Raw genomic sequence first — 19,101 nt, 5'->3', positions numbered from 1 at the left:
AGCCTGCTTCGAAAAGCAGCCACGCCGGCCCCATCCACCTCTTTTGCCCAGACCCCGGCCCACCGGGGCCCAACGTCATGTTGACCTTTCAGCAAATCATTCTGAAGCTGCAGTCCTACTGGGACGCCCAGGGCTGCGCGCTGTTGCAGCCCTACGACATGGAAGTGGGCGCAGGCACCTCGCACACCGCCACCTTCCTGCGCGCCCTGGGCCCCGAGCCCTGGAAGGCCGCCTACGTGCAGCCCAGCCGCCGCCCCAAGGACGGCCGCTATGGCGAGAACCCCAACCGCCTGCAGCACTACTACCAGTACCAGGTGGTGCTCAAGCCCGCCCCCAGCAACATCCTCGAGTTGTACCTGGGCAGCCTGGAGGCGCTGGGCTTCGATCTCAAGAAGAACGACATCCGTTTCGTCGAAGACGATTGGGAAAACCCCACCCTGGGCGCCTGGGGCCTGGGCTGGGAGGTCTGGCTCAATGGCATGGAGGTGACCCAGTTCACCTACTTCCAACAGGTGGGCGGCATTGATTGCAAACCCATCACCGGCGAGATCACCTACGGCCTGGAGCGCCTGGCCATGTACCTGCAGGGCGTGGACAACGTCTACAACCTCAAGTGGACCGACACCCTGAGCTACGGCGACGTTTACCACCAGAACGAGGTGGAACAGTCCACCTACAACTTCGAGCACAGCGATGCCGAGTTTTTGTTCACCGCCTTCGGTGCCCACGAAAAGCAGGCCAAGTACCTGATGGAGCAGCAACTGGCCCTGCCGGCCTACGAGCAGGTACTCAAAGCCGCCCACACCTTCAACCTGCTGGATGCCCGGGGCGCAATCTCGGTCACCGAGCGCGCCGCCTACATCGGCCGCATCCGCAACCTGGCCCGCGCCGTGGCCCAGGCTTATTACGAGAGCCGCGAGCGCCTGGGTTTCCCCATGGCCCCGCGCGAGTGGGTTGAACAGATGACCAAGAAGGCCGCCTGAGCGGGAGAACAAGACATCATGAGCCAACAAAATCTTCTGGTTGAACTGTTTGTCGAAGAGCTGCCCCCCAAGGCGCTCAAGAAGCTGGGCGAGGCCTTTGCCGGCGTGCTGGCCGAGCAACTCAAGGCCCAGGGCCTGGCCGCTGCCGACAGCGTGACCACCGCCTTTGCCTCGCCGCGTCGCCTGGCGGCGCACATCACCCACGTGGCGGCCAAGGCGGCCGACCGCGCCGTGCAGCAAAAGCTGATGCCGGTCAGCGTGGGCCTGGATGCTGCGGGCAACGCCACGCCGGCCTTGCTCAAGAAGCTGGCGGCCCTGGGCGCCGATGCGTCTGCCGTGGCTGGCCTCAAGCGTGCCCCCGACGGCAAAGCCGAAGCCCTGTTCTATGACAGCGTGGTCAACGGCGCCACGCTCGACGTCGGCCTGCAAAAAGCCCTGGAAGAGTCGCTGGCCAAGCTGCCGATCCCCAAGGTCATGACCTACCAGCTCGAGACCGATTGCGAACTGCCCGGCTGGAGCAGCGTGCACTTCGTGCGCCCGGCGCACGGCGTGATCGCCCTGCACGGCAGCAGCGTGGTGCCGCTCAAGGTACTGGGCCTGAAGTCGGGCAACACCACCCTGGGCCACCGCTTCGAGGCCGCCAAGCCGGTGGTCACCATCGAACATGCCGACGCCTACGCCGACACCCTGCGCCGCGATGGCGCCGTGATCGCCAGCTTTGCCGAGCGCCGCGCCGAGATCGTGCGTCAGCTGGCCGCGGCTGCCGACCAGGTGGGCCATGGCGTGCGCCCCATCGAAGACGAGGCCCTGCTCGATGAGGTGACCGCTCTGGTCGAGCGACCCAACGTGCTGATCTGCGCCTTCGAAACCCAGTTCCTGGGCGTGCCGCAGGAGTGCCTGATCCTGACCATGAAGGCCAATCAGAAGTACTTCCCGCTGCTGGACGCCGCCGGCAAGCTGACGCACCAGTTCCTGGTGGTCAGCAACATCAGCCCGGCCGATGCCAGTGCCGTGATCGGCGGCAACGAGCGCGTGGTGCGCCCGCGCCTGGCCGATGCCAAGTTCTTCTTCGATCAGGACCGCAAGAAGACCCTGGCCTCGCGCGTCGAAGGCCTGGGCAAGGTGGTCTACCACAACAAGCTGGGCACCCAGGGCGAGCGCGTCGAACGCGTGCGCGCCATTGCTCAGGCCATTGCCCAGGCGATCGCCGCCCAGTTGGGCGACGCCACCCTGGTGGCCCAGGCCGACCTGGCCGCACAGCTGGCCAAGACCGACCTGGTGACCGACATGGTGGGCGAGTTCCCTGAGCTGCAGGGCACCATGGGCCGTTACTACGCCCTCAACGATGGCCTGCCCGAGGCCGTGGCCGACGCCATCGAAGACCATTACAAGCCTCGCTTTGCTGGAGACACCCTGCCGCGCGGCACGGTCGGCGTGGTGGTGGCCCTGGCCGACAAGCTGGAAACCCTGACCGGCATGTTCGGCATCGGCAACCTGCCCACCGGCGACAAAGACCCGTTTGCGCTGCGCCGCCACGCCCTGGGCGTGGTGCGCCTGCTGATCGAGAACCAGCTGCCGCTGGCCCTGGGCACCCTGCTGCAAAGCGCCGTGCCTGCCTTTGGCGACAAGATCAGCGACGCCAGCGGCGCCCTGGCCGACTTCATCTACGACCGCCTGGCCGGCAGCCTGCGTGAGCAAGGCTTCAGTGCCCAAGAAGTTGATGCCGTGCTGGCGCTGCGCCCTGAGCGCCTGTCCGACGTGGCCCAGCGCCTGGAGGCTGTGCGTGCCTTTGCCAAGCTGCCCGAGGCCGCCGCCCTGGCCGCAGCCAACAAGCGCGTCAGCAACATCCTCAAGAAGGCCGGCGAGGTGGATGCCCACGTCAGCCCGGTGCTGCTCAAGGAAGCCGCCGAGCAGGCGCTGTTTGCCGCCCTGCAAGCCACGGCACCGCAGGCCAAGGCCCAGTTCGATGCCGGCGATTACACCGCTTCGCTGCAGACCCTGGCGGCCCTGCGCGCACCGGTCGATGCCTTCTTCGAAGGCGTGATGGTCAACGCCGAAGAGCTGGACCTGCGCCTGAACCGCCTGGGCCTGCTCAAGACCCTGCACGACGCCATGAACCGCGTGGCCGACCTGTCCCGCCTGGCCAGCTGAGCCCCAACGCCCTCTACAGGATGCTTCCCATGAAACTCGTCATTCTCGACCGCGATGGCACCATCAACGAAAGCAGCGACGACTTCGTGAAAAGCCCTGAGGAGTGGCTGCCCCTGCCCGGCGTGCTGGAGGCGATTGCCCGCCTCAACCACGCGGGCTTCCAGGTGGTGGTGGTGTCCAACCAGGCGGGCCTGGGGCGCGGCCTGTTCGACATGGCCCAGGTCAATGCCATGCACGCCAAGATGCACAAGCTGTTGGCCGCTGCTGGCGGGCGCGTCGAGGCGGTGTTCTTCTGCCCGCACGCACCCGATGAGGAGTGCCGTTGCCGCATGCCTTCACCGGGGCTGTTCGAGCAGATTGCCGAACGCTACGGCATCAGCCTGCAGGGCGTGCCCATGGCGGGTGACAGCCTGCGTGACCTGCAGGCCGGGCATGCCGCCGGCTGCGAGCCGCACCTGGTGCTCACCGGCCTGGGCGCCGAGTGGCGCGACCGGCCCTTGCCTGACACCTTTCCGCCGGGCACCCGTGTGCATGCCGACGTGGGCGCCTTTGCCGACCACCTGATCGCACGCGACGCCGAGCGCCAGCGCGCCGCGGCCTGAGTGGGGGCGCTGTCTCTGGCGCCTTCACCGAGATCCATCGTCCTTCATTTTCGAGAAGACCCCACCCATGTCCCTGCTGCGCTCCATCCTGCACACCCTGTGGATGCTGGTCACCGTGATCCCCTGGGCCCTGATCATGCTGGTGGCCTCGCTGTGGCGCCGCGGCACCCCGCTGTGGTGGATGGCGGTGCGCTGGCTGGGCTGGGCCGTGTCGGGGGCCCGCGTGCTGATGGGCATCGAGGTGCGGGTGAGCGGGCGCGAGAACCTGCCGCTGGGCGAGACCAGCCCGGCCATTTTGCTGGTCAAGCACCAGTCGACCTTCGAGACCTTTCTGATGCCCACGCTGATGCCGCACCCGCTGGCCTATGTGTTCAAGAAAGAGCTGCTGTACGTGCCTTTCTTCGGCTGGGCCATGGGCCGGCTCGACATGATCCACATTGACCGCAGCCAGCGTGCCCAGGCCTTCAACAAGGTGGTGGCGCAGGGCAAGCGCCTGCTGGCCCAGGGCATCTGGATCATCATGTTCCCCGAGGGCACGCGCACACCCCGCGGCCAGAAAGGCCAGTACAAGAGCGGCGGCACCCGCCTGGCCATCGAGACCGGCGCCCCGGTGATCCCGATTGCCGTCACCTCGGCCAAATGCTGGCCGCGCAAGGCCTTCATCAAACACCCCGGCGTGGTGGATGTGTCGATCGGCAAGCCCATCCCCTCGGCCGGGCGCCAGCCCGACGAGCTGATGCGCGAGGTGGAGGCCTGGATCGAAGCCGAGATGCGCCGCCTCGACCCCGAGGCTTACCCGCCCGTCCAGGGTTGAGCTCGCGCGTGTCAGGGGCCATGAACCGACTGCTGCAGTTCACGCTCGACCTGTTCGAGCGCGACCCGGCGCCGGCCGCCGCCCCTGAACCGACGAAGCGCCGGGCCGCCCCACCGCGCAGGCCCAAGGCGGCGCTGACGCCCGACCCTCAGCTGTTTGAGCCGCCGCGCCCGAAGGCGACCACCCCAGGTCCGGTTGGTCCGCCGGCCGCGCCGCTGACCGAGGTGATCGCTCCCATGAGTTTTCGCCACCCGCAGGCCAACCGCGAGCTGCAGTTGCAAGGCACCTGGGTGGCCTACCGCTTCGAGCGGGCGCGCCGGCGCAGCATCGGCTTTGTCGTTGGGCCCGAGGGCCTGGTGGTGCGGGCGCCGCGCTGGGTGCCTCAGGCCGAGGTGGATGCCGCGTTGCGCACCAAGAGTGCCTGGATCGTGCGCAAGCTCGACGAGGCCCGTGAGCGCCAGACCCGCCAGGCCGAGGCCAGCGTGGCCTGGGCCGACGGGGCCGAGCTGCCTTTTCTGGGCGAGCCCCTGCGCGTGCGCCTGCAGCCGGGCGCACTGGCCGGCGGGCGGCTGCACAGCCTGCCCCCTGAGGCGGCGGCCGAGCAGGGCGTGCGCCACCTGCTGAGCCTGGGCCTGCCGCCGCAAGCCGAGGCCAGCCAGATCAAGGATGCGGTGCAGGCCTGCCTGATGCGCGAGGCCAAGGCCTTGTTCGCCCAGCGGCTTGACCACTACGCCCCCCAACTGGGCGTGCAATGGAAAAAGCTGGCCCTGAGCAATGCCAGCACCCGCTGGGGCAGTGCCCGCATCGATGGCAGCATCCGACTCAACTGGCGGCTGATCCATTTCAGCCTGCCCGTGATCGACTACGTGGTGGTGCACGAGCTGGCCCACCTGCGCGTGATGGACCACAGCCCGCGCTTCTGGGACACGGTGGCCGCCGTGGTGCCCGACCACGCCGAACGCCGACAGCAACTGCGCCTGGGCGCCTTGCCCCGCTGGTGAGGGTGGGCGCAGCGCCCGCTCCTGCACCCCAAGCTGCCTTGCGTGACAATGGCGGCCCCCAGCTTGAGCCCACAGGAGACACCCGACCATGATTCAAGGACTGACACTTTTGTTTCTGATGCAGCTGCTGGGCGAAGGCCTGGTGTTCTGGCTGCACCTGCCCTTGCCGGGGCCCTTGATGGGCATGCTGATCCTGGCCGGTTGGCTGGTGTGGCGGGGCGCCGTGCCTGAGGGGCTGCGCCAGGCCTCAGGGGGGCTGCTGCAACACCTGATGCTGCTGTTCATCCCGGCGGTGGCCGGCGTGATGATGCACTTTGGCCGCGTCGCCCACGAGTGGTTGCCGTTTCTGGCGGCGGGCATTGGCGGGGCGGCGGTGACCCTGGTGGTGACGGCGTTGACGTTGCGGTGGATGCTGCGGCGCAGCGGCCAGCCTCTGACGGATGACGTTCCCGAGGAGGCTGCATGAACCCCGGTGGCCTGTTCGAGATCTGGGTCTTTCTGGGGCGTTCGCCGCTGCTGTGGCTGGCCCTGACTTTGTTGGCCTACCTGGGGGCGGTGGCGCTCTACCGGCGTTCGGGGCACAAGCCTTGGTTGATCCCGGTGCTGACCTCGGTGAGCCTGGTGATTGCCGTTCTGTGGGCCACCGGCACGCCTTACCCCACCTATTTTGAAGGCGCCAAGTTCGTCCACTTTCTGATTGGCCCGGCCACGGTGGCGCTGGCGGTGCCCTTGTTCGGTCAGTTCGAGCGGCTCAAGCGCATCTGGCGGCCCGTGGCGGTGGCGCTGCTGGCAGGCTCGGTCACGGCGATGGTGTCGGCCGTGGCGATCGCGTGGGCACTGGGGGGCTCGCGCGAGACCTTGCTGTCATTGATGCCAAAATCGGCCACCATGCCGATTGCCATGGCGCTGGCCGAACGATGGGGCGGCTTGCCCTCGCTGGCGGCGGTTGCCGTGGCGGTGACTGGTATCAGCGGAGCCATCATGGCCCGTCCGCTGCTGAACTGGATTGGGGTTCATGACCCTGCGGTGAGAGGGTTTGCCGTGGGCATCTCGGCCCACGCCATCGGCACCGCCCGGGCCTTGCAAGTGCATGAAACCGCCGGGGCGTTTTCCGCCCTGGCCATGGGGCTCAACGGGGTGGCTACAGCGGTGCTGATGCCTCTGCTGGTGGCCTTGTGGCAGGCCACGCCGTGGTGGTGAACTTTTTTTGATTCCGGGTATCTGCCCGTTTTTTTTGTCGACCCAACTGAGAATCGTCATGAAACTGACCCGAACCTTGATCGCTCGTGCCGTGGGGGCTTCTCTCGTTCTGACTTTGGCCGCCTGTGCCGGCCCTGCTGCCAATGGCGTGCCCGGCGCCTTGAACACCAACTCGATCGCGGCCATTGTCGCCAGCCCGGATCGCTCGGCCGCAGACCGGAAACTGGACGCGGTGCGTCAACCTGAAAAACTGCTGGCATTCATCGGTGTGCGTCCCGGCATGCAGGTGCTGGATTTGAATGCCGGGGGCGGCTACACCAGCGAGTTGCTGGCGCGCAGCGTCGGCGCCACCGGGCGGGTCTATGGTCAAAGTGCGGTGCCACCTGCAAATGCCAAGGACGCTGCTTCACAGACTGACACGGTTGGCTTCAGGGCCGGGCCAGAACCGGCCCGTACGCGCTCTTTTGCTGCCTTGCTGCAGCGAGCTCGCCAGTCCCAACTGGGCACGCTGGAGCCCGTGGTGCTGCCTTTTGAATCCCCGGTTCCCGATGCGGCCACCCGCAAGGGGCTGGATCTGGTGACCTTCATGTTCAATTACCACGACCTGGGGCACTGGGGCGTGGACCGCGCCAGCCTCAATCAGGCGGTTTTTGCCGGTTTGAAGCCGGGTGGTGTCTATGTGATTGCCGATCACGCCGGGCGTGTCGGCACCGGCATCACGGAGTCGAACACGCTGCACCGCGTCGAAGAAGCCCTGGTTCGCCAGGAGGTCGAGGCGGCGGGCTTCCGTTTCGTGGCTGCCAGCGAGATCTACCGCAACCCGGCCGACCCCCGTGACCAGAAATCGGCCGCTGACGGGCAACGCACCGACGGCTTCCTGCTGAAGTTCGTCAAGCCCTGAGCGCTGTTGCCGCGCCCGGGCTGATCTGGCTCACCCCCGGGCGTGGGTCACGCCACCGTCCACCGTGAGTGTGTGGCCGACCACGTAGTCGCCAGCACGCGACGCCAGGTAGATCGCCGCAGCGGCCATGTCCTCGTCGCTGCCGATGCGGCGTGCCGGAATGCGGGCCGAGACCTCCTCGCCGTGGTCGCGGGCGTCGCGGTTCATCTCGGAGGCGAAGGCCCCGGGGGCGATGGCATTGACCACGATGTTGTCCTCGATCAGGCGCAGGGCCATGCGGCGGGTCAGGTGGATCAGGCCCGACTTGCTGGCGGCGTACGAATAGGTCTCCAGCGGGTTGACCGAGATGCCGTCGATCGAGGCGATGTTGATCACCTTGGCCGCGCGCTGCTGTGCTGCCTGGCGCAGCAGCGGGGCCAGAGCCTGGGTCAGGAAGAAGGGGGCCTTCAAGTTCAGGTCGACCACCTTGTCCCAGCCACTTTCGGGGAACTCGTCAAACGGAGCCCCCCAGGCGGCACCGGCGTTGTTCACCAGGATGTCGAGCGAGCTCTCGTGCTGGCCGTAGGCCGCTGCCAGGGCCTTGGCACCTTCGACGCTGGACACATCGGCAGGCAGCGACACACAGTGGCCGCCCTGTGCCAGCTCGGCGGCGGTGGCGTCGCAGGCCGCGGCCTTGCGTGCCGAGATGTAGACGCGTGCCCCCTGGGCGATGAAGCCGGCCGCAATCATGCGGCCGATGCCGCGTGAGCCGCCGGTGATGAGGGCGGTGCGGCCTTTGAGCGAGAAGAGTTCGCTGGTGTTCATGGTGTTGTCTCCTGTTTGTTGGGTTTCAGAAAGTCTCAGCCGAAATGGCGCTGCTGGCTCATGGCGCCCAGGCGGGCGGTGATTTCTTCAAAGCCGCGCAGGGTGTCGTCGATGATCTGCTGGGCGGTCTGGATGCCCTCGATCAAGCCCACGCTCTGGCCGGCCAGGGCCGGGGCGGCTTCCATGTCGCCGCCGAAGTACACCTGTTGCAAACCTTTGAAGGTATCGGCCGGCATCAGGCCCTCGTCGTGGATCACCCGGGTGCGCTCGGATTTGAGCGCGCGGATGCAGGGCGAGGCCTTTTTGTTCAGCACCCAAGTGCCGGTTTCGCGGGCCTGCACGATGGCGTTCTTGTAGTTGTCGTGTACCGGGCTCTCGGCGCAGCAGACAAAGCGGGTGCCCATCTGGATGGCTTCGGCGCCCAGCGCAAACGCAGCGGCCATGCCGCGCCCGTCAACGATGCCGCCAGCGGCGATCAAAGGCACATCGACGCGGGCCCGGATGGCCTGCAGCAACACCAGGGTCGATACCTCTTCGGGGTTCTTGAAGCCGCCGCCCTCGGAGCCTTCCACCACCAGCCCGTCGACACCGGCATCCACGCATTTGAGGGCGGTGTCCAGGGTGGGCACCGCGTGGTAGACCGTGATGCCGGCGCTCTTCAGCGGCGCGATGAACTTGGCCGGGCTGCCCGCCGAGGTGGTGACAAAGCGCACCCCGCTGTCGCACACGAAGCGCAGCATGGCGTCGTCCTGCAGAAAGCGGATCGGCAGGTTGACGCCAAAGGGCAGGCCCAGGGCCAGCATCTGCCGGATCTCCTGCTGGCAGTTGGCGGTTTCGCCGGATGAGGTTTCGATCACCCCCAGCCCACCGGCGCGCGACACGGCCGAGGCCAGCGGGGTGCGGGCGATCCAGCCCATGGGGGCCTGGACGATGGGGTAGCGGGCGCCAGTGTGGGCCAGCACGCGGTTGCGACCGGGCGTGAAAGCAGTGCTCATGGGGTGGGCTGGTGCAAGTGGGACATGGGCACGCAGCGTAGCGGCGCTGCTGCGGCCTGTCGGTCACCTGCGGGTCAGCCCGGGTGGCTGCCCTCCATCACCCCCGCCGGCGGATCAGCGCAGCCAGCGCCGCGCCACGGCCATGCCGGCCAGCATGGCGGCCACAAAGGCCGCGGTGTCCAGCCCGCCGCTGAGCAGCGTGCTCAGGGCCGGCCCCGGGCAATAGCCCGCCAGCCCCCAGCCGATGCCGAACAGCGCCGCCCCCAGCAACAGCCGGGTATCGATGTCCTGCCGTGTGGGCAATTGAAAACGTTGGGCGAACCAGGGGTGACGTTCCGGGTGGGCCGGGTTGGGCGGCGTGATGGCAAAGCCGATCAGCGTGACCAGCAAGGCGCCGCCCATCACAAAGGCCAGGCTCGGGTCCCATTGGCCGCTGGCGATGCCGCCCAGGTTCAGAAAACCGATCACCTTGGCGGGCTGGGTCATGCCCGATACGGCCAGGCCGGTGGCAAACAGCAGGCCGGCAGCCGCCGCCGACAGCAGGGCCGGCAGGCGAGAAAGCGCGGGGTCGCTGGGGGTGGTCGTGGTGGTCGTGGCGTTGGCGTTCATGTGAGTCGCTTTTCGGTCGGTGCGGGCCTCAGGCCTGAAACAGCTTCAGCAAGGCCACCGTGGCCATGCCCGAGCCCATGAAGGTGGCCGTGGCCGCCAGCGAGCGCACCGAGCGGCGGCCCAGCCCGCACACCCCATGGCCACTGGTGCAACCTGAACCCATCACGGTGCCCAGGCCCACCAGAAACCCTGCGCCCAGCAGCAGGGGCAAGGGGCGCAGCGGGGTGGTGGGGGTGTGCAGCAGTTGGGCAAACAGGGCGCCTCCCAGGATCAGCCCAGCCAGGAAGGCGGCCTGCCAGGCGCGCTCCGAGGTCGGGCCTCGCCCGGGCAGCAGGGCCGCCGCGATCCCGCTGATCCCGGCGACGCGGCCCAGCGAAACCAGAAGCCACCAACTGGCGAGTCCGATCATCAGGCCGCCCAGGGCCGATTGGAGGTAGGGGTGCAGTGCAAACATGGCGATGATTCTGGCAATGAAATCTTGTTCCCATATACCCGGCAGAGTATATTTTCGAGCTTGTCCCCGGCGCGCCTTCGGCGTTTTTGACCATGTCCTCTTCACCGTCCCTGGCCGATGCGGCCCACAAGAAAGCGCTGCAAACCCGGTTGGCGCGTGTCGAAGGCCAGTTGCGCGGCGTGCAACGCCTGATCGACGAAGACGTGGACTGCGAGCAGATCGCCCAGCAGCTGGCGGCAGCGCGCAAGGCGCTCGACAAGTCATTCTTTCACATGGTGGCCTGCATGATCGAGCAGGGCCGTGTGCCCCCCGATCAGATCGGCCGCCTGCTGGCCAAGTTTGCCTGAGGGCCCTTGCGCCGCGTCCTTCCTCTCGCCCCTTCTTTTTGATCCAGTCCGTCTGTTTGCCACAAGGAACCGACATGCAACCCATCCAGTTGTTCGATACCGCCTCCAGCACCTACACCTACCTGCTGGCCGACCCAGTGACCCGCGAGGCCGTGATCATCGACCCGGTCGAAGAGCAGCTGGAGCGCGATCTGCAGGTCTTGCGCGAGCAGGGCGTCAGCCTGCGCTGGATCATCGAAACCCATGCCCATGCCGACCACATCACCAGCGCGGCGGCCCTGGCCGAGCACACCGGTGCGCACACCGTGGCACCGCAGGGCTGTGGCGTGGGCACGGCGGCCACCCAGCTCAGCGATGGCCAGACCTTGGCCTTTGGTGGTGAAAGCCTGCTGGCCCTGCACACCCCGGGCCACACCGCCGGCAGCATGAGCTATGTGTGGCGTGACCATGTCTTCACAGGCGACACGCTGTTGATCAATGGCTGCGGCCGCACCGATTTTCAGTCGGGCAGCGCCGAGGCCCTGTACCGCAGCCTGACCGAGGTGCTGTTTCGCCTGCCTGACGCCACCACCGTGTGGCCAGGCCACGACTACCAGGGCCGCACCCGGTCCAGCATCGGCATTGAAAAGGCCAGCAACGCGCGCGTCGCGGGCCGCAGCCAGGCCGAGTTCGTGGCGGTGATGGAGGCCTTGCAACTGCCCAAGCCCCGCCGCATCGACGAGGCCGTACCGGCCAACCTCAGCTCCGGCCTGCGGCACGATGCCGGCGGCACCCCGGTGGGCGAGGTGCGTGTGGCCTCCGGTTATGCGGGCGATGTCTCGCCGCTGCTGGCCTGGCAATGGGTGCAGTCGGGTGAGGCGGTGCTGGTGGATGTGCGCACCGACGCCGAGCGCGAGTGGGTGGGCTTTGTGCCTGGCGCCACCGGGCTGGCCTGGAAGCAATGGCCCGGCATGGCCATGAACCCGGGCTTTGACGAGGGGGTGGTGGCGGCCGCCGCCGGGCGCAAAGTGGTCTTGCTGTGCCGCAGCGGTGTGCGTTCGGTGGCTGCCGCCAAACGAGCCACGGAGCTGGGGCTGCAGGCCTACAACATCCTCGAAGGCTTTGAAGGCGATCCTGATCAACACGGCCAGCGTGGCCGCAAGGGTGGCTGGCGCTTTCGCGGCCTGCCCTGGCGCCAGGGCTGAATATAGGGCCCCCACGCTCCCTCACTGCGTGTGGTCGCTGCCCCCCGCGGGGGCCGCAGTCCGCCTTGGGGCGGCCCGGCGGCGGCCTGATGTTGTCCCCAGGCTCCCTCACTGCGTGTGGTCGCTGCCCTCGAGGGGGCTTCAGCGCCCCATGTCGGGTAGCCGCACCGGCCCGGTCTGGCGCAGCCGCCACAGGTAGCGGTACAGCGTCGGCGTGGTCCACAGCCGCCACAGGCTGCGCAGGTGCAGGCTCACGTAGCGCCACTGGCGGTGGCTGGTGCGCTGGGCGTGGTGCGTCATGCGCACGTCGGCGCGCTTCAACTCGAGCCCGGCCAGTTGCACGCGCAGGCAGAAGTCCACGTCTTCGCAGTACAGAAAATACCCTTCGTCAAAGCCGCCCAACTGCTGCCATACCTCGCGGCGCAGCACCCAGCAGGCCGCGTTGGCCCAGTCGCGCCGCGGCACGGGCGGGCGGTGGGTGTAGCGCTTGAGCGGGGACAGCGGGGTGGGCACTTCGCGTTCACTGTCCTGCACCGTGCCGTCGAGGTTGAGCAGCACGGGGTAGGCCAGGCCTGCATCGGGCGGGGCGGCCAGTTCGACGAGGCGTGGCCAAAGATTGTCGGGCAGGTGGTCCAGATCCGGGTTCATCACGCCAAAGTACGGCGTACTGCAGTGCTGGAAGGCCTGGTTGTGGTTGGCGCCGAAGCCTTTCGGTCGGGGGTTGCTGATTTCGCTGACGCAGAAGGGCCAGTCGGGCGAGATCTTCAGGCCAGGTCCTGGCAGATTGTGAGTCACGATCAGATGTCGCAGATTGGTAGGCCCTTGGGCGGCCAACCCGTCCAGCAACACTTGCAAGCACTCGGCATGGCCGTGGCTGACCACCGAAAGCGTCAAATCCTGCTCACCCCGGCTCAGGGAATCCGGCCCGCTGTCCCTGTTTGTCATTTAGATGAAGTGATACCAACGCTGCATGGCGTGCATGTTAACTGTTCGGCTGGGGTGTAACGGCGCCTGCTGCAGCCGGGCGGCTGGGTGATTTGGTGCAAAATTGCGTGCTGGCGTGCGGTATCTGGCTCCGTGCTCAGGCCTCCGCTCCCGTTCCAGACGCCCGACGGGTGTCGCCTCACCGCTTTCATCCCCACATGAGCACTGAATCCTTGTCTATCGTTGAACCTGTCCTGACGCAGGATGAGCCGCGCCCCCGGCTCGGCGACGTGTTGGTTCAGGCTGGCAAGCTGAGTCCACGGGACCTGGAGCGCGCCCTGTCGGCCCAGCAGGAGCTGGGGGACATGCTGGGGCGGGTGCTGGTTCAGCTGGGGCTGGTCTCGGAGCAGGACGTGTTGCATGCTCTGGCCAAGCAACTGAGCCTGCCGGTGGTTGGATCTGATCAGTTTCCTGAGTTTCCGCTTGAGGTGCCTGGCCTGCTGCCGGCCTACCTGTCGGCCAACCAGGTGCTGCCCATCCGGCTGCAAGACGATCGGCTTGACGTGGCGATGGCGGTGCCCCAAGACCGCTACGTGCTCAAGGCCCTGCACCTGGCCACCGGCCTGAAGGTTCAGCCCCATCTTTGCCTGGAAAGCGATATCGAAAAGGCCTGGGCGCAGCCTGTCGAGGCCGAACCCGAAGACGACACCTCCGGCTTTGATGAGGACAGCCTGGGCGGCGACTTTGTCGAGCACCTCAAAGACCTGGCCAGCGAAGCCCCTGTGATCAGGCTGGTCAACAGCATCATCAGCCGGGTGATCGAGTTGCGCGCCTCGGACATCCACCTCGAGCCGTTTGACGATGGCCTGCATGTGCGCTACCGGGTGGATGGCGTGATCCACGCCGGCGACGTGGTCCAGCCCAAGCTGAGCGCGGCTGTGAACTCACGCGTCAAGTTGCTGGCCCACCTCGATATCGCCGAGCGTCGCCTGCCGCAGGATGGACGGATCAAAACCCGCGTCAAGGGGCGCGAGCTGGATCTGCGGGTGTCCACGGTGCCCACGGTGCATGGCGAAAGCGTGGTCATGCGGGTTCTGGACCGCGCCAGCGTGCGTTTCAGCCTCGAAAGCATGGGCTTTGCCAGCGACACCCTGGGGCGTTTCAACACCCTTTTGGCCAAGCCCCACGGCATCTTGCTGGTTACGGGGCCGACCGGTTCGGGCAAGACCACGACGCTGTACGCGGCCTTGTCCAAGCTGGATTCGACCACCCAGAAGATCATCACGGTGGAAGACCCGGTGGAGTACCAGCTGGAGGGCATCAACCAGATCCAGGTGCACCCCCAGATCAACCTGACCTTTGCCAGCGCCCTGCGCTCCATCCTTCGGCAAGACCCCGACATCATCATGATCGGCGAAATGCGCGACGGTGAAACCGCCCAGATCGCGGTGCAATCCGCGCTCACGGGCCACCTGGTGCTCTCCACGCTGCACACCAACACAGCCGCAGGCGCTGTGATCCGGCTCAAGGACATGGGGGTGGAGGGGTATCTGATCACCTCTTCGGTCAATGGGGTGCTGGCGCAGCGCCTGGTTCGGGCTCTGTGCAGCCACTGCAAGCAGGCCGAGGCGCCGTCATCCGAGGTGCTGTCCAGCACGGGGTTGCATCGTTTTCTGCCGCCAGGGCAGCCCATCTACAAAGCCGTGGGTTGCGATCACTGCCGGGGCACGGGTTACCAGGGGCGCACCGGCATCCATGAATTGCTGGTGCTCGATGAAGCCATGCGGCGTGCCATTGTGGCGGGCGACGATGCCAGCCGCCTGCACAGCCTGGCCTGCCAGTCGGGCATGCTGACGTTGTACGAAGATGGCTTGCGCAAGGTGGCCGCTGGTGTGACCAGCCTTGATGAGTTGCTGCGCGTGACGGAGGACCAGGGCGATGCCTGAGTTCTTTTGGCGCGCGGTGGATGCGCAGGGCCAGGTGCAAGAGGGGCGCCACGAGGCAGCCTCGGTGCCAGCCACCCAAAAATGGCTGCGCAGCCGCCACCTGACGCCGCTCGAAATCCGCGAGCCCCAGTCCAGCGATGCGCAGGGTCGCGAGGTCGACAAGGCCTCGGGCTTGGCCGCACTGGCCAAAGGCGGCGGGCGCCGTGTCGGCAAAGGCCCGGTGACACAGGCCGATGTGCTGCTGCTGACCTCTGAACTTTCGATCATGTTGCGCGCAGGCCTGGCGTTGGACAACGCACTGCGGGTGTTGATTGGCATGAGCCACAAGCCCTCGGTGGCTGCGTTGACCCAGAGCACACTGGAGGACGTCAAAGGCGGCACTCCTTTCAGCAAGGCCTTGGGCAAGCACCGCGCCTTGTTCGGCGACTTCTACATCAACATGATCCGCTCGGGCGAGGTCAGCGGCCAGCTCAGCTCGGTGATGGATCGCCTCGTCGAACACATGGAGCGCCTGCGTGCGCTGCGTGAGAACGTGGTGTCCGCCACCATCTACCCGGCCATCTTGCTGGGCGTGGCGGTGTTGTCCTTGATTGCCATGCTCGGCTTTGTGGTGCCGCAGTTCGAGAAACTGTTCAACGACATGGGCGATGCCCTGCCGTTGCCCACCCGCCTGGTGATGGGGCTGGGGCACGCGTTCACCAGCTATGGCTTGGTGATTGGCGCGGTGGCCTTTTTTGTCGGCACCGGCGCCTGGCGTTGGTTCAAGTCGCCTGTCGGACGCAGTTGGTGGCAGCACAAGGTGTTGCGCCTGCCTTTGTTGGGGCGGCTGACCCTCAAATATGAATTGACCCTGTTCTCGCGTTCGCTGGGCACCTTGTTGGGCAATGGCGTGCCGTTGTTGACGGCCCTTCGCATTGCCACAGACACCGTGACCAACGATGTGCTGAGGGGCGCCTTGTCCGGCGTGGGGCCCATGGTCAAGGAAGGCAGCAAAATGGTGGATGCCATTTCTGCCACCGGAATTTTTGAACCCTTGGCGATCAACTTGATCCGAGTGGGGGAAGAGACGGGGCGCATCGGGCCCATGATGCTGGAGTTGGCCAATATCCTGAACCGGGATGTCGAGGTGGGGATCAAGCGTGGTTTGACCCTGCTGGAGCCTCTGTTGATCATCGTGCTGGGCCTCATGATCGCATCGATCATTGTGTCGATCCTGCTGGGCATCCTGTCCATCAATGATCTGGCTGTTTGAGTTGTTACTTTAAGGATTTGATATGTTGAGCTTTCGCCAGCGCCGCGCAAACGGTCGTGCCCGTGGCTTCACCCTGATTGAATTGCTGGTCGTGCTGGCCATCCTGACTTTGCTGGCCGGCCTGGTGGGGCCTCGGGTGCTGAGCCAGCTCGGTGGTGCCAAGTCCAAGACCGCGGGCGTGCAGATTGCCGACCTCGAAAAATCGCTGGAGCTTTACAAGCTGGATGTGGGCCGCTTCCCGACCACTGAAGAGGGCTTGAACGCCCTGGTGGCCAAGCCAGCCTCGGCCAATGGCTGGAACGGCCCCTACCTGAAGGGCGGCGTGCCCAACGACCCCTGGGGCAAGGCCTACAAGTACACCCTGAATGGCGGCAATGTCGAACTCCTGTCCTACGGGGCCGATGGCGCTGCGGGTGGTGACGGCGAGAACGCCGACATCGTGAACGCCAAGTAAATCCAGCGCGCATGAACCGGTCCCGGCGCTTCCATGCTGCCCGCGAGCGGGGCTTCACCCTGATCGAGTTGCTGGTGGTGTTCGCCATCCTGGGCTTGTTGATGGCGGTGGTGCCCATTGCGCTGGGCAAGATGCGGGAGGGCGCTGAATACCGGAGTGTGCTGCGCGAAATGGTGTCGGAGATGCGCGCCGCCCGCAACCGCGCTCAACTGCAAGGGGCCGAGACTCGATTCCGGGTTGATCTGGAGCGGCGGTTGTTTGGGGTGGATGATGCCCCAGCCAAGCCCTTTCCGGCTTCGGTCGCGGTGAGGGCGACTGTGGCGGGCATGGAGTTGGGCAACTCTGGCGCCGCGGCGATCCGCTTTCTGCCCGATGGTGGCGCTACCGGAGGCAGCATTGATGTGTTTCGCCCCTCCGGCAGCGGGACGCGCTTGCGCATCGACTGGATGTCGGGTCGAGTCAGTTCGGAACCCATCGAGCAATGAGGTCCGGTCTGCACCCCCGGCGTGCTCTGGCGCGCGGGTTCTCCCTGCTGGAACTGTTGGTTGCCATGGCGATTCTCGGCATGTCCTTGGGCCTGATCTACCGGGCCAGCGGCAGTGCGGCCCGGGGCATGGCCTCGGTGGAGATGCAGTCGCGTGCGACGGCCGAGCTTGAGTCTCTGCTGGCCTGGCACGACACCGTGCCTGAAGGTGGTTGGCACGACGCAGGTCGGCGTGGCGGCTTTGATTGGCGCATCGATTCGGCGCCTTGGGCAGGCTCGCTCAACGATTCACGCACGGTGCCCCTGCATGAGGTGCAGTACAGCGTGAGCTGGTTCAATGGCGACCGGGTGCAAAGCCTGCAGGTCACCACCTTACTGCCCCAGGCCTTGCCGCTGGCGGGGCAGGTGCGCTGACATGGGGCGCCCAAGCCAAGCCTTGCGGGCCGCGGGCTTCACCCTGGTGGAGCTGCTGGTGGCCATGTCGCTCATGTCGCTGATCCTGCTGGCCATGAGTTCGGCCTTGCACACCATGGGCCAGACCGAGTCGCGCATCGACGAGCGATCCACCCGCCTGGATGACTTTCGATCCGCCACGGCCTTCATCCGGTCCACGTTGGGCCGGGTGTCGCTGCGGCTGCGCCCGGGGGCGGGTTCGGCCGATCAAAGCAACTACTTGTTTGAGGGGCGCAACGAAGGCATCGCCTGGGTGGGTACCATGCCTGCGCGCTATGGCGCGGGTGGGCGGCACTTCTTCCGCCTCATGGCCGAGCCCTCGGGGCAGGGCCATGCCCTGGTGTTGCGTTACACGCCATGGATCGGTGCTGCAGGCTTTCCGGATTGGACGCAGGTGGATGGCAGGGTGCTGGTGGGCGATGTGACGGCTTGGAGCGTTGAGTATGAGGACCCGCGTGTTGCGCCTGGCAGCTGGCTGCCCGAATGGTCCATGGCCATGGGCAATACCAACCAGGACCGGCGCGGCCGCCTGCCCTCGCGGGTGCGCCTGCTGATCCAGGTGGCCGGCAGCGACTGGCCTGAGCTCGTGATCCCTCTACGTCAACTGCCCTCCCAGGTGGGGGGGAGTAGCGGTGGCTTCGCCGTCGGAGGCAGTGAAGAATGAAATCGCAGCACACCCTTGTGCATCGGGCTTGCTCCCGGGCTCAGGCACGACACGCGGGGATCGCCCTGGTGGGCGTGCTGTGGATGGTTGCGGCCTTGAGCCTGATTGTGGCGGGCATGGTGAAAGTCACCCGACAGGACGCTCGCACCGTCTCGGCCAGCAAGCAAGGTGTGTTTGCCGAGGCCTACGGTCAGGCTGCGATCGTGCAAACCGTGCAACGCATGCAGACCGACCCCAGCCAATACGTGCGTTACACCCAGTTCACGACCCAATACCAGGGAGCACCGATCCAGGTGGCGGTGGTGCCGCTCAATGGCCTGATCAACCTCAACGGGGCGCCCGCGGGCCTGTTGTCCAAGTTGTTTCGGGTGGCTGGCGGCTTGCCTGCCCCCACGGCCGATGCCCTGGCCCAGCAAGTGGTGACCTTGCGCGACCGGCCCGACGCAAAGGGCATTGCTGTGGGCTTTGATGCGGTGGAAGACCTGTTACAGGTGCCGGGGGTCGACTACGACCTCTATGCTAATATCGCCCGCCTCCTGGTCGTGGGCCGGCGCACTGTGGCCCGTGTGAACGCTTTGGCGGCCACTCCCGAGGTGCTGGTGGTGCTGGCAGGCGGCGATGCTGCGGTAGCCAATCAGATCGTGCAGGCCAGGCAAGTTGCCGGTTCGGCCCCCGATACGACGCGGCTGGATGCCTCTTTTGTGGACAACAGTTCGGGGTCGCGCTACCGGCTGATCGCCAGCCTGTCGTTGGATGCGGGGCGTCGTTGGTATGTTTCTCGGGACATTGACCTCAATCGAAACGCCCCGGACGGCCAGCCCTGGCGCATTTTTGGGGCCGATCGTCGGGTTGCCTCCACGCCATGAAACTTTTTATTTT

22 protein-coding genes and 1 pseudogene are annotated in these 19,101 nt (G+C 66.4%); 18 read left to right on the top strand and 5 right to left on the bottom strand.

The window, feature by feature from the left end; all coding sequences use genetic code 11:
• Positions 1 to 77: 77 nt before the first annotated feature.
• The 8 genes from glyQ to F624_RS0119115 all read left to right on the top strand — a co-directional run bounded on the left by glyQ (position 78) and on the right by F624_RS0119115 (position 7,652).
• Positions 78 to 983, top strand: coding sequence for a glycine--tRNA ligase subunit alpha (gene glyQ / locus F624_RS0119150; protein ID WP_019575958.1), 906 nt, complete (start codon positions 78 to 80; stop codon positions 981 to 983).
• 18 nt (positions 984 to 1,001) lie between these two features.
• Positions 1,002 to 3,134: a glycine--tRNA ligase subunit beta gene (gene glyS / locus F624_RS0119145; RefSeq protein ID WP_019575957.1), complete on the top strand. Its 2,133-nt coding sequence runs from the start codon at positions 1,002 to 1,004 to the stop codon at positions 3,132 to 3,134.
• A 29-nt stretch (positions 3,135 to 3,163) separates the two neighbouring features.
• Positions 3,164 to 3,736, top strand: a complete 573-nt coding sequence (gmhB, locus tag F624_RS0119140) for a D-glycero-beta-D-manno-heptose 1,7-bisphosphate 7-phosphatase (protein WP_019575956.1) — start codon at positions 3,164 to 3,166, stop codon at positions 3,734 to 3,736.
• A 67-nt stretch (positions 3,737 to 3,803) separates the two neighbouring features.
• A complete protein-coding gene (locus F624_RS0119135; protein ID WP_019575955.1) occupies positions 3,804 to 4,550 on the top strand; it encodes a lysophospholipid acyltransferase family protein in 747 nt (248 codons plus the stop codon).
• Positions 4,551 to 4,570: 20 nt separating this feature from the next.
• Entirely contained in the window at positions 4,571 to 5,551 is a 981-nt protein-coding gene (locus tag F624_RS0119130) for a M48 family metallopeptidase (protein WP_019575954.1), read from the top strand.
• 88 nt (positions 5,552 to 5,639) lie between these two features.
• Positions 5,640 to 6,017 carry a CidA/LrgA family protein gene (locus tag F624_RS0119125; protein WP_031255567.1) on the top strand — a complete coding sequence of 126 codons (378 nt, stop codon included), beginning with the start codon at positions 5,640 to 5,642 and terminating at the stop codon, positions 6,015 to 6,017.
• On the top strand, positions 6,014 to 6,751 hold the full coding sequence (locus tag F624_RS0119120; RefSeq protein ID WP_019575952.1) for an LrgB family protein: 738 nt from the start codon (positions 6,014 to 6,016) through the stop codon (positions 6,749 to 6,751). The genes F624_RS0119125 and F624_RS0119120 overlap by 4 nt, the downstream gene beginning before the upstream one ends.
• Positions 6,752 to 6,809: 58 nt before the next feature.
• Positions 6,810 to 7,652: a class I SAM-dependent methyltransferase gene (locus F624_RS0119115; protein WP_019575951.1), complete on the top strand. Its 843-nt coding sequence runs from the start codon at positions 6,810 to 6,812 to the stop codon at positions 7,650 to 7,652.
• A gap of 30 nt (positions 7,653 to 7,682) precedes the next feature.
• Here F624_RS0119115 and F624_RS0119110 read toward each other — a convergent pair whose 3' ends face one another.
• The 4 genes from F624_RS0119110 to F624_RS0119095 all read right to left on the bottom strand — a co-directional run bounded on the left by F624_RS0119110 (position 7,683) and on the right by F624_RS0119095 (position 10,514).
• A complete protein-coding gene (locus tag F624_RS0119110; protein ID WP_019575950.1) occupies positions 7,683 to 8,456 on the bottom strand; it encodes an SDR family oxidoreductase in 774 nt (257 codons plus the stop codon).
• 35 nt (positions 8,457 to 8,491) lie between these two features.
• Positions 8,492 to 9,451 (bottom strand): NAD(P)H-dependent flavin oxidoreductase, encoded by a 960-nt coding sequence (locus F624_RS0119105; protein WP_019575949.1) that lies wholly within the window; start codon positions 9,449 to 9,451, stop codon positions 8,492 to 8,494.
• Positions 9,452 to 9,565: 114 nt separating this feature from the next.
• On the bottom strand, positions 9,566 to 10,060 hold the full coding sequence (locus F624_RS0119100; RefSeq protein WP_019575948.1) for a DUF6691 family protein: 495 nt from the start codon (positions 10,058 to 10,060) through the stop codon (positions 9,566 to 9,568).
• Positions 10,061 to 10,088: 28 nt separating this feature from the next.
• Positions 10,089 to 10,514: a YeeE/YedE family protein gene (locus F624_RS0119095; RefSeq protein WP_019575947.1), complete on the bottom strand. Its 426-nt coding sequence runs from the start codon at positions 10,512 to 10,514 to the stop codon at positions 10,089 to 10,091.
• Positions 10,515 to 10,606: 92 nt separating this feature from the next.
• Between F624_RS0119095 and F624_RS0119090 the strand changes: the two genes are divergently transcribed.
• From F624_RS0119090 to F624_RS35900, 3 genes and pseudogenes are all read left to right on the top strand, one after another.
• Positions 10,607 to 10,861, top strand: coding sequence for a metal-sensing transcriptional repressor (locus tag F624_RS0119090; protein WP_019575946.1), 255 nt, complete (start codon positions 10,607 to 10,609; stop codon positions 10,859 to 10,861).
• Positions 10,862 to 10,935: 74 nt separating this feature from the next.
• A pseudogene (locus F624_RS35905) lies at positions 10,936 to 11,436 on the top strand (MBL fold metallo-hydrolase); the annotation flags it as partial.
• A 120-nt stretch (positions 11,437 to 11,556) separates the two neighbouring features.
• Positions 11,557 to 12,045: a rhodanese-like domain-containing protein gene (locus tag F624_RS35900; RefSeq protein ID WP_420536229.1), complete on the top strand. Its 489-nt coding sequence runs from the start codon at positions 11,557 to 11,559 to the stop codon at positions 12,043 to 12,045.
• Positions 12,046 to 12,186: 141 nt separating this feature from the next.
• On the opposite strand, the gene F624_RS32675 is transcribed toward F624_RS35900, so the two are convergent.
• Entirely contained in the window at positions 12,187 to 12,840 is a 654-nt protein-coding gene (locus F624_RS32675; protein ID WP_169426656.1) for a glycosyltransferase, read from the bottom strand.
• 347 nt (positions 12,841 to 13,187) lie between these two features.
• On the opposite strand from F624_RS32675, the gene gspE reads away from it, so the two are divergent.
• From gspE to F624_RS0119045, 7 genes are all read left to right on the top strand, one after another.
• The gene (gene gspE / locus F624_RS0119075) at positions 13,188 to 14,915 is read left to right on the top strand and encodes a type II secretion system ATPase GspE (RefSeq protein WP_019575943.1); all 1,728 of its coding nucleotides are present in this window, start codon (positions 13,188 to 13,190) and stop codon (positions 14,913 to 14,915) included.
• Positions 14,908 to 16,167 carry a type II secretion system F family protein gene (locus tag F624_RS0119070; RefSeq protein WP_019575942.1) on the top strand — a complete coding sequence of 420 codons (1,260 nt, stop codon included), beginning with the start codon at positions 14,908 to 14,910 and terminating at the stop codon, positions 16,165 to 16,167. Before gspE ends, F624_RS0119070 begins: the two co-directional genes overlap by 8 nt.
• A gap of 22 nt (positions 16,168 to 16,189) precedes the next feature.
• A complete protein-coding gene (gene gspG / locus F624_RS0119065) occupies positions 16,190 to 16,621 on the top strand; it encodes a type II secretion system major pseudopilin GspG (protein ID WP_019575941.1) in 432 nt (143 codons plus the stop codon).
• Between the two features lie 11 nt (positions 16,622 to 16,632).
• Entirely contained in the window at positions 16,633 to 17,106 is a 474-nt protein-coding gene (locus F624_RS0119060; protein WP_019575940.1) for a GspH/FimT family pseudopilin, read from the top strand.
• On the top strand, positions 17,103 to 17,519 hold the full coding sequence (locus F624_RS0119055) for a PulJ/GspJ family protein (protein WP_019575939.1): 417 nt from the start codon (positions 17,103 to 17,105) through the stop codon (positions 17,517 to 17,519). Before F624_RS0119060 ends, F624_RS0119055 begins: the two co-directional genes overlap by 4 nt.
• Position 17,520: 1 nt before the next feature.
• Positions 17,521 to 18,222, top strand: coding sequence for a prepilin-type N-terminal cleavage/methylation domain-containing protein (locus F624_RS0119050; RefSeq protein WP_019575938.1), 702 nt, complete (start codon positions 17,521 to 17,523; stop codon positions 18,220 to 18,222).
• 95 nt (positions 18,223 to 18,317) lie between these two features.
• Positions 18,318 to 19,088, top strand: a complete 771-nt coding sequence (locus F624_RS0119045) for a type II secretion system protein GspK (RefSeq protein ID WP_169426652.1) — start codon at positions 18,318 to 18,320, stop codon at positions 19,086 to 19,088.
• The last annotated feature ends 13 nt before the right edge of the window (positions 19,089 to 19,101 follow it).

It is taken from the genome of Curvibacter lanceolatus ATCC 14669, assembly GCF_000381265.1.
Taxonomy (GTDB): Bacteria; Pseudomonadota; Gammaproteobacteria; order Burkholderiales; family Burkholderiaceae_C; genus Curvibacter; species Curvibacter lanceolatus.
The sequence above is the reverse complement of the archived record's forward strand: the minus strand, read 5'-3'. Positions and strand labels throughout refer to the sequence as shown.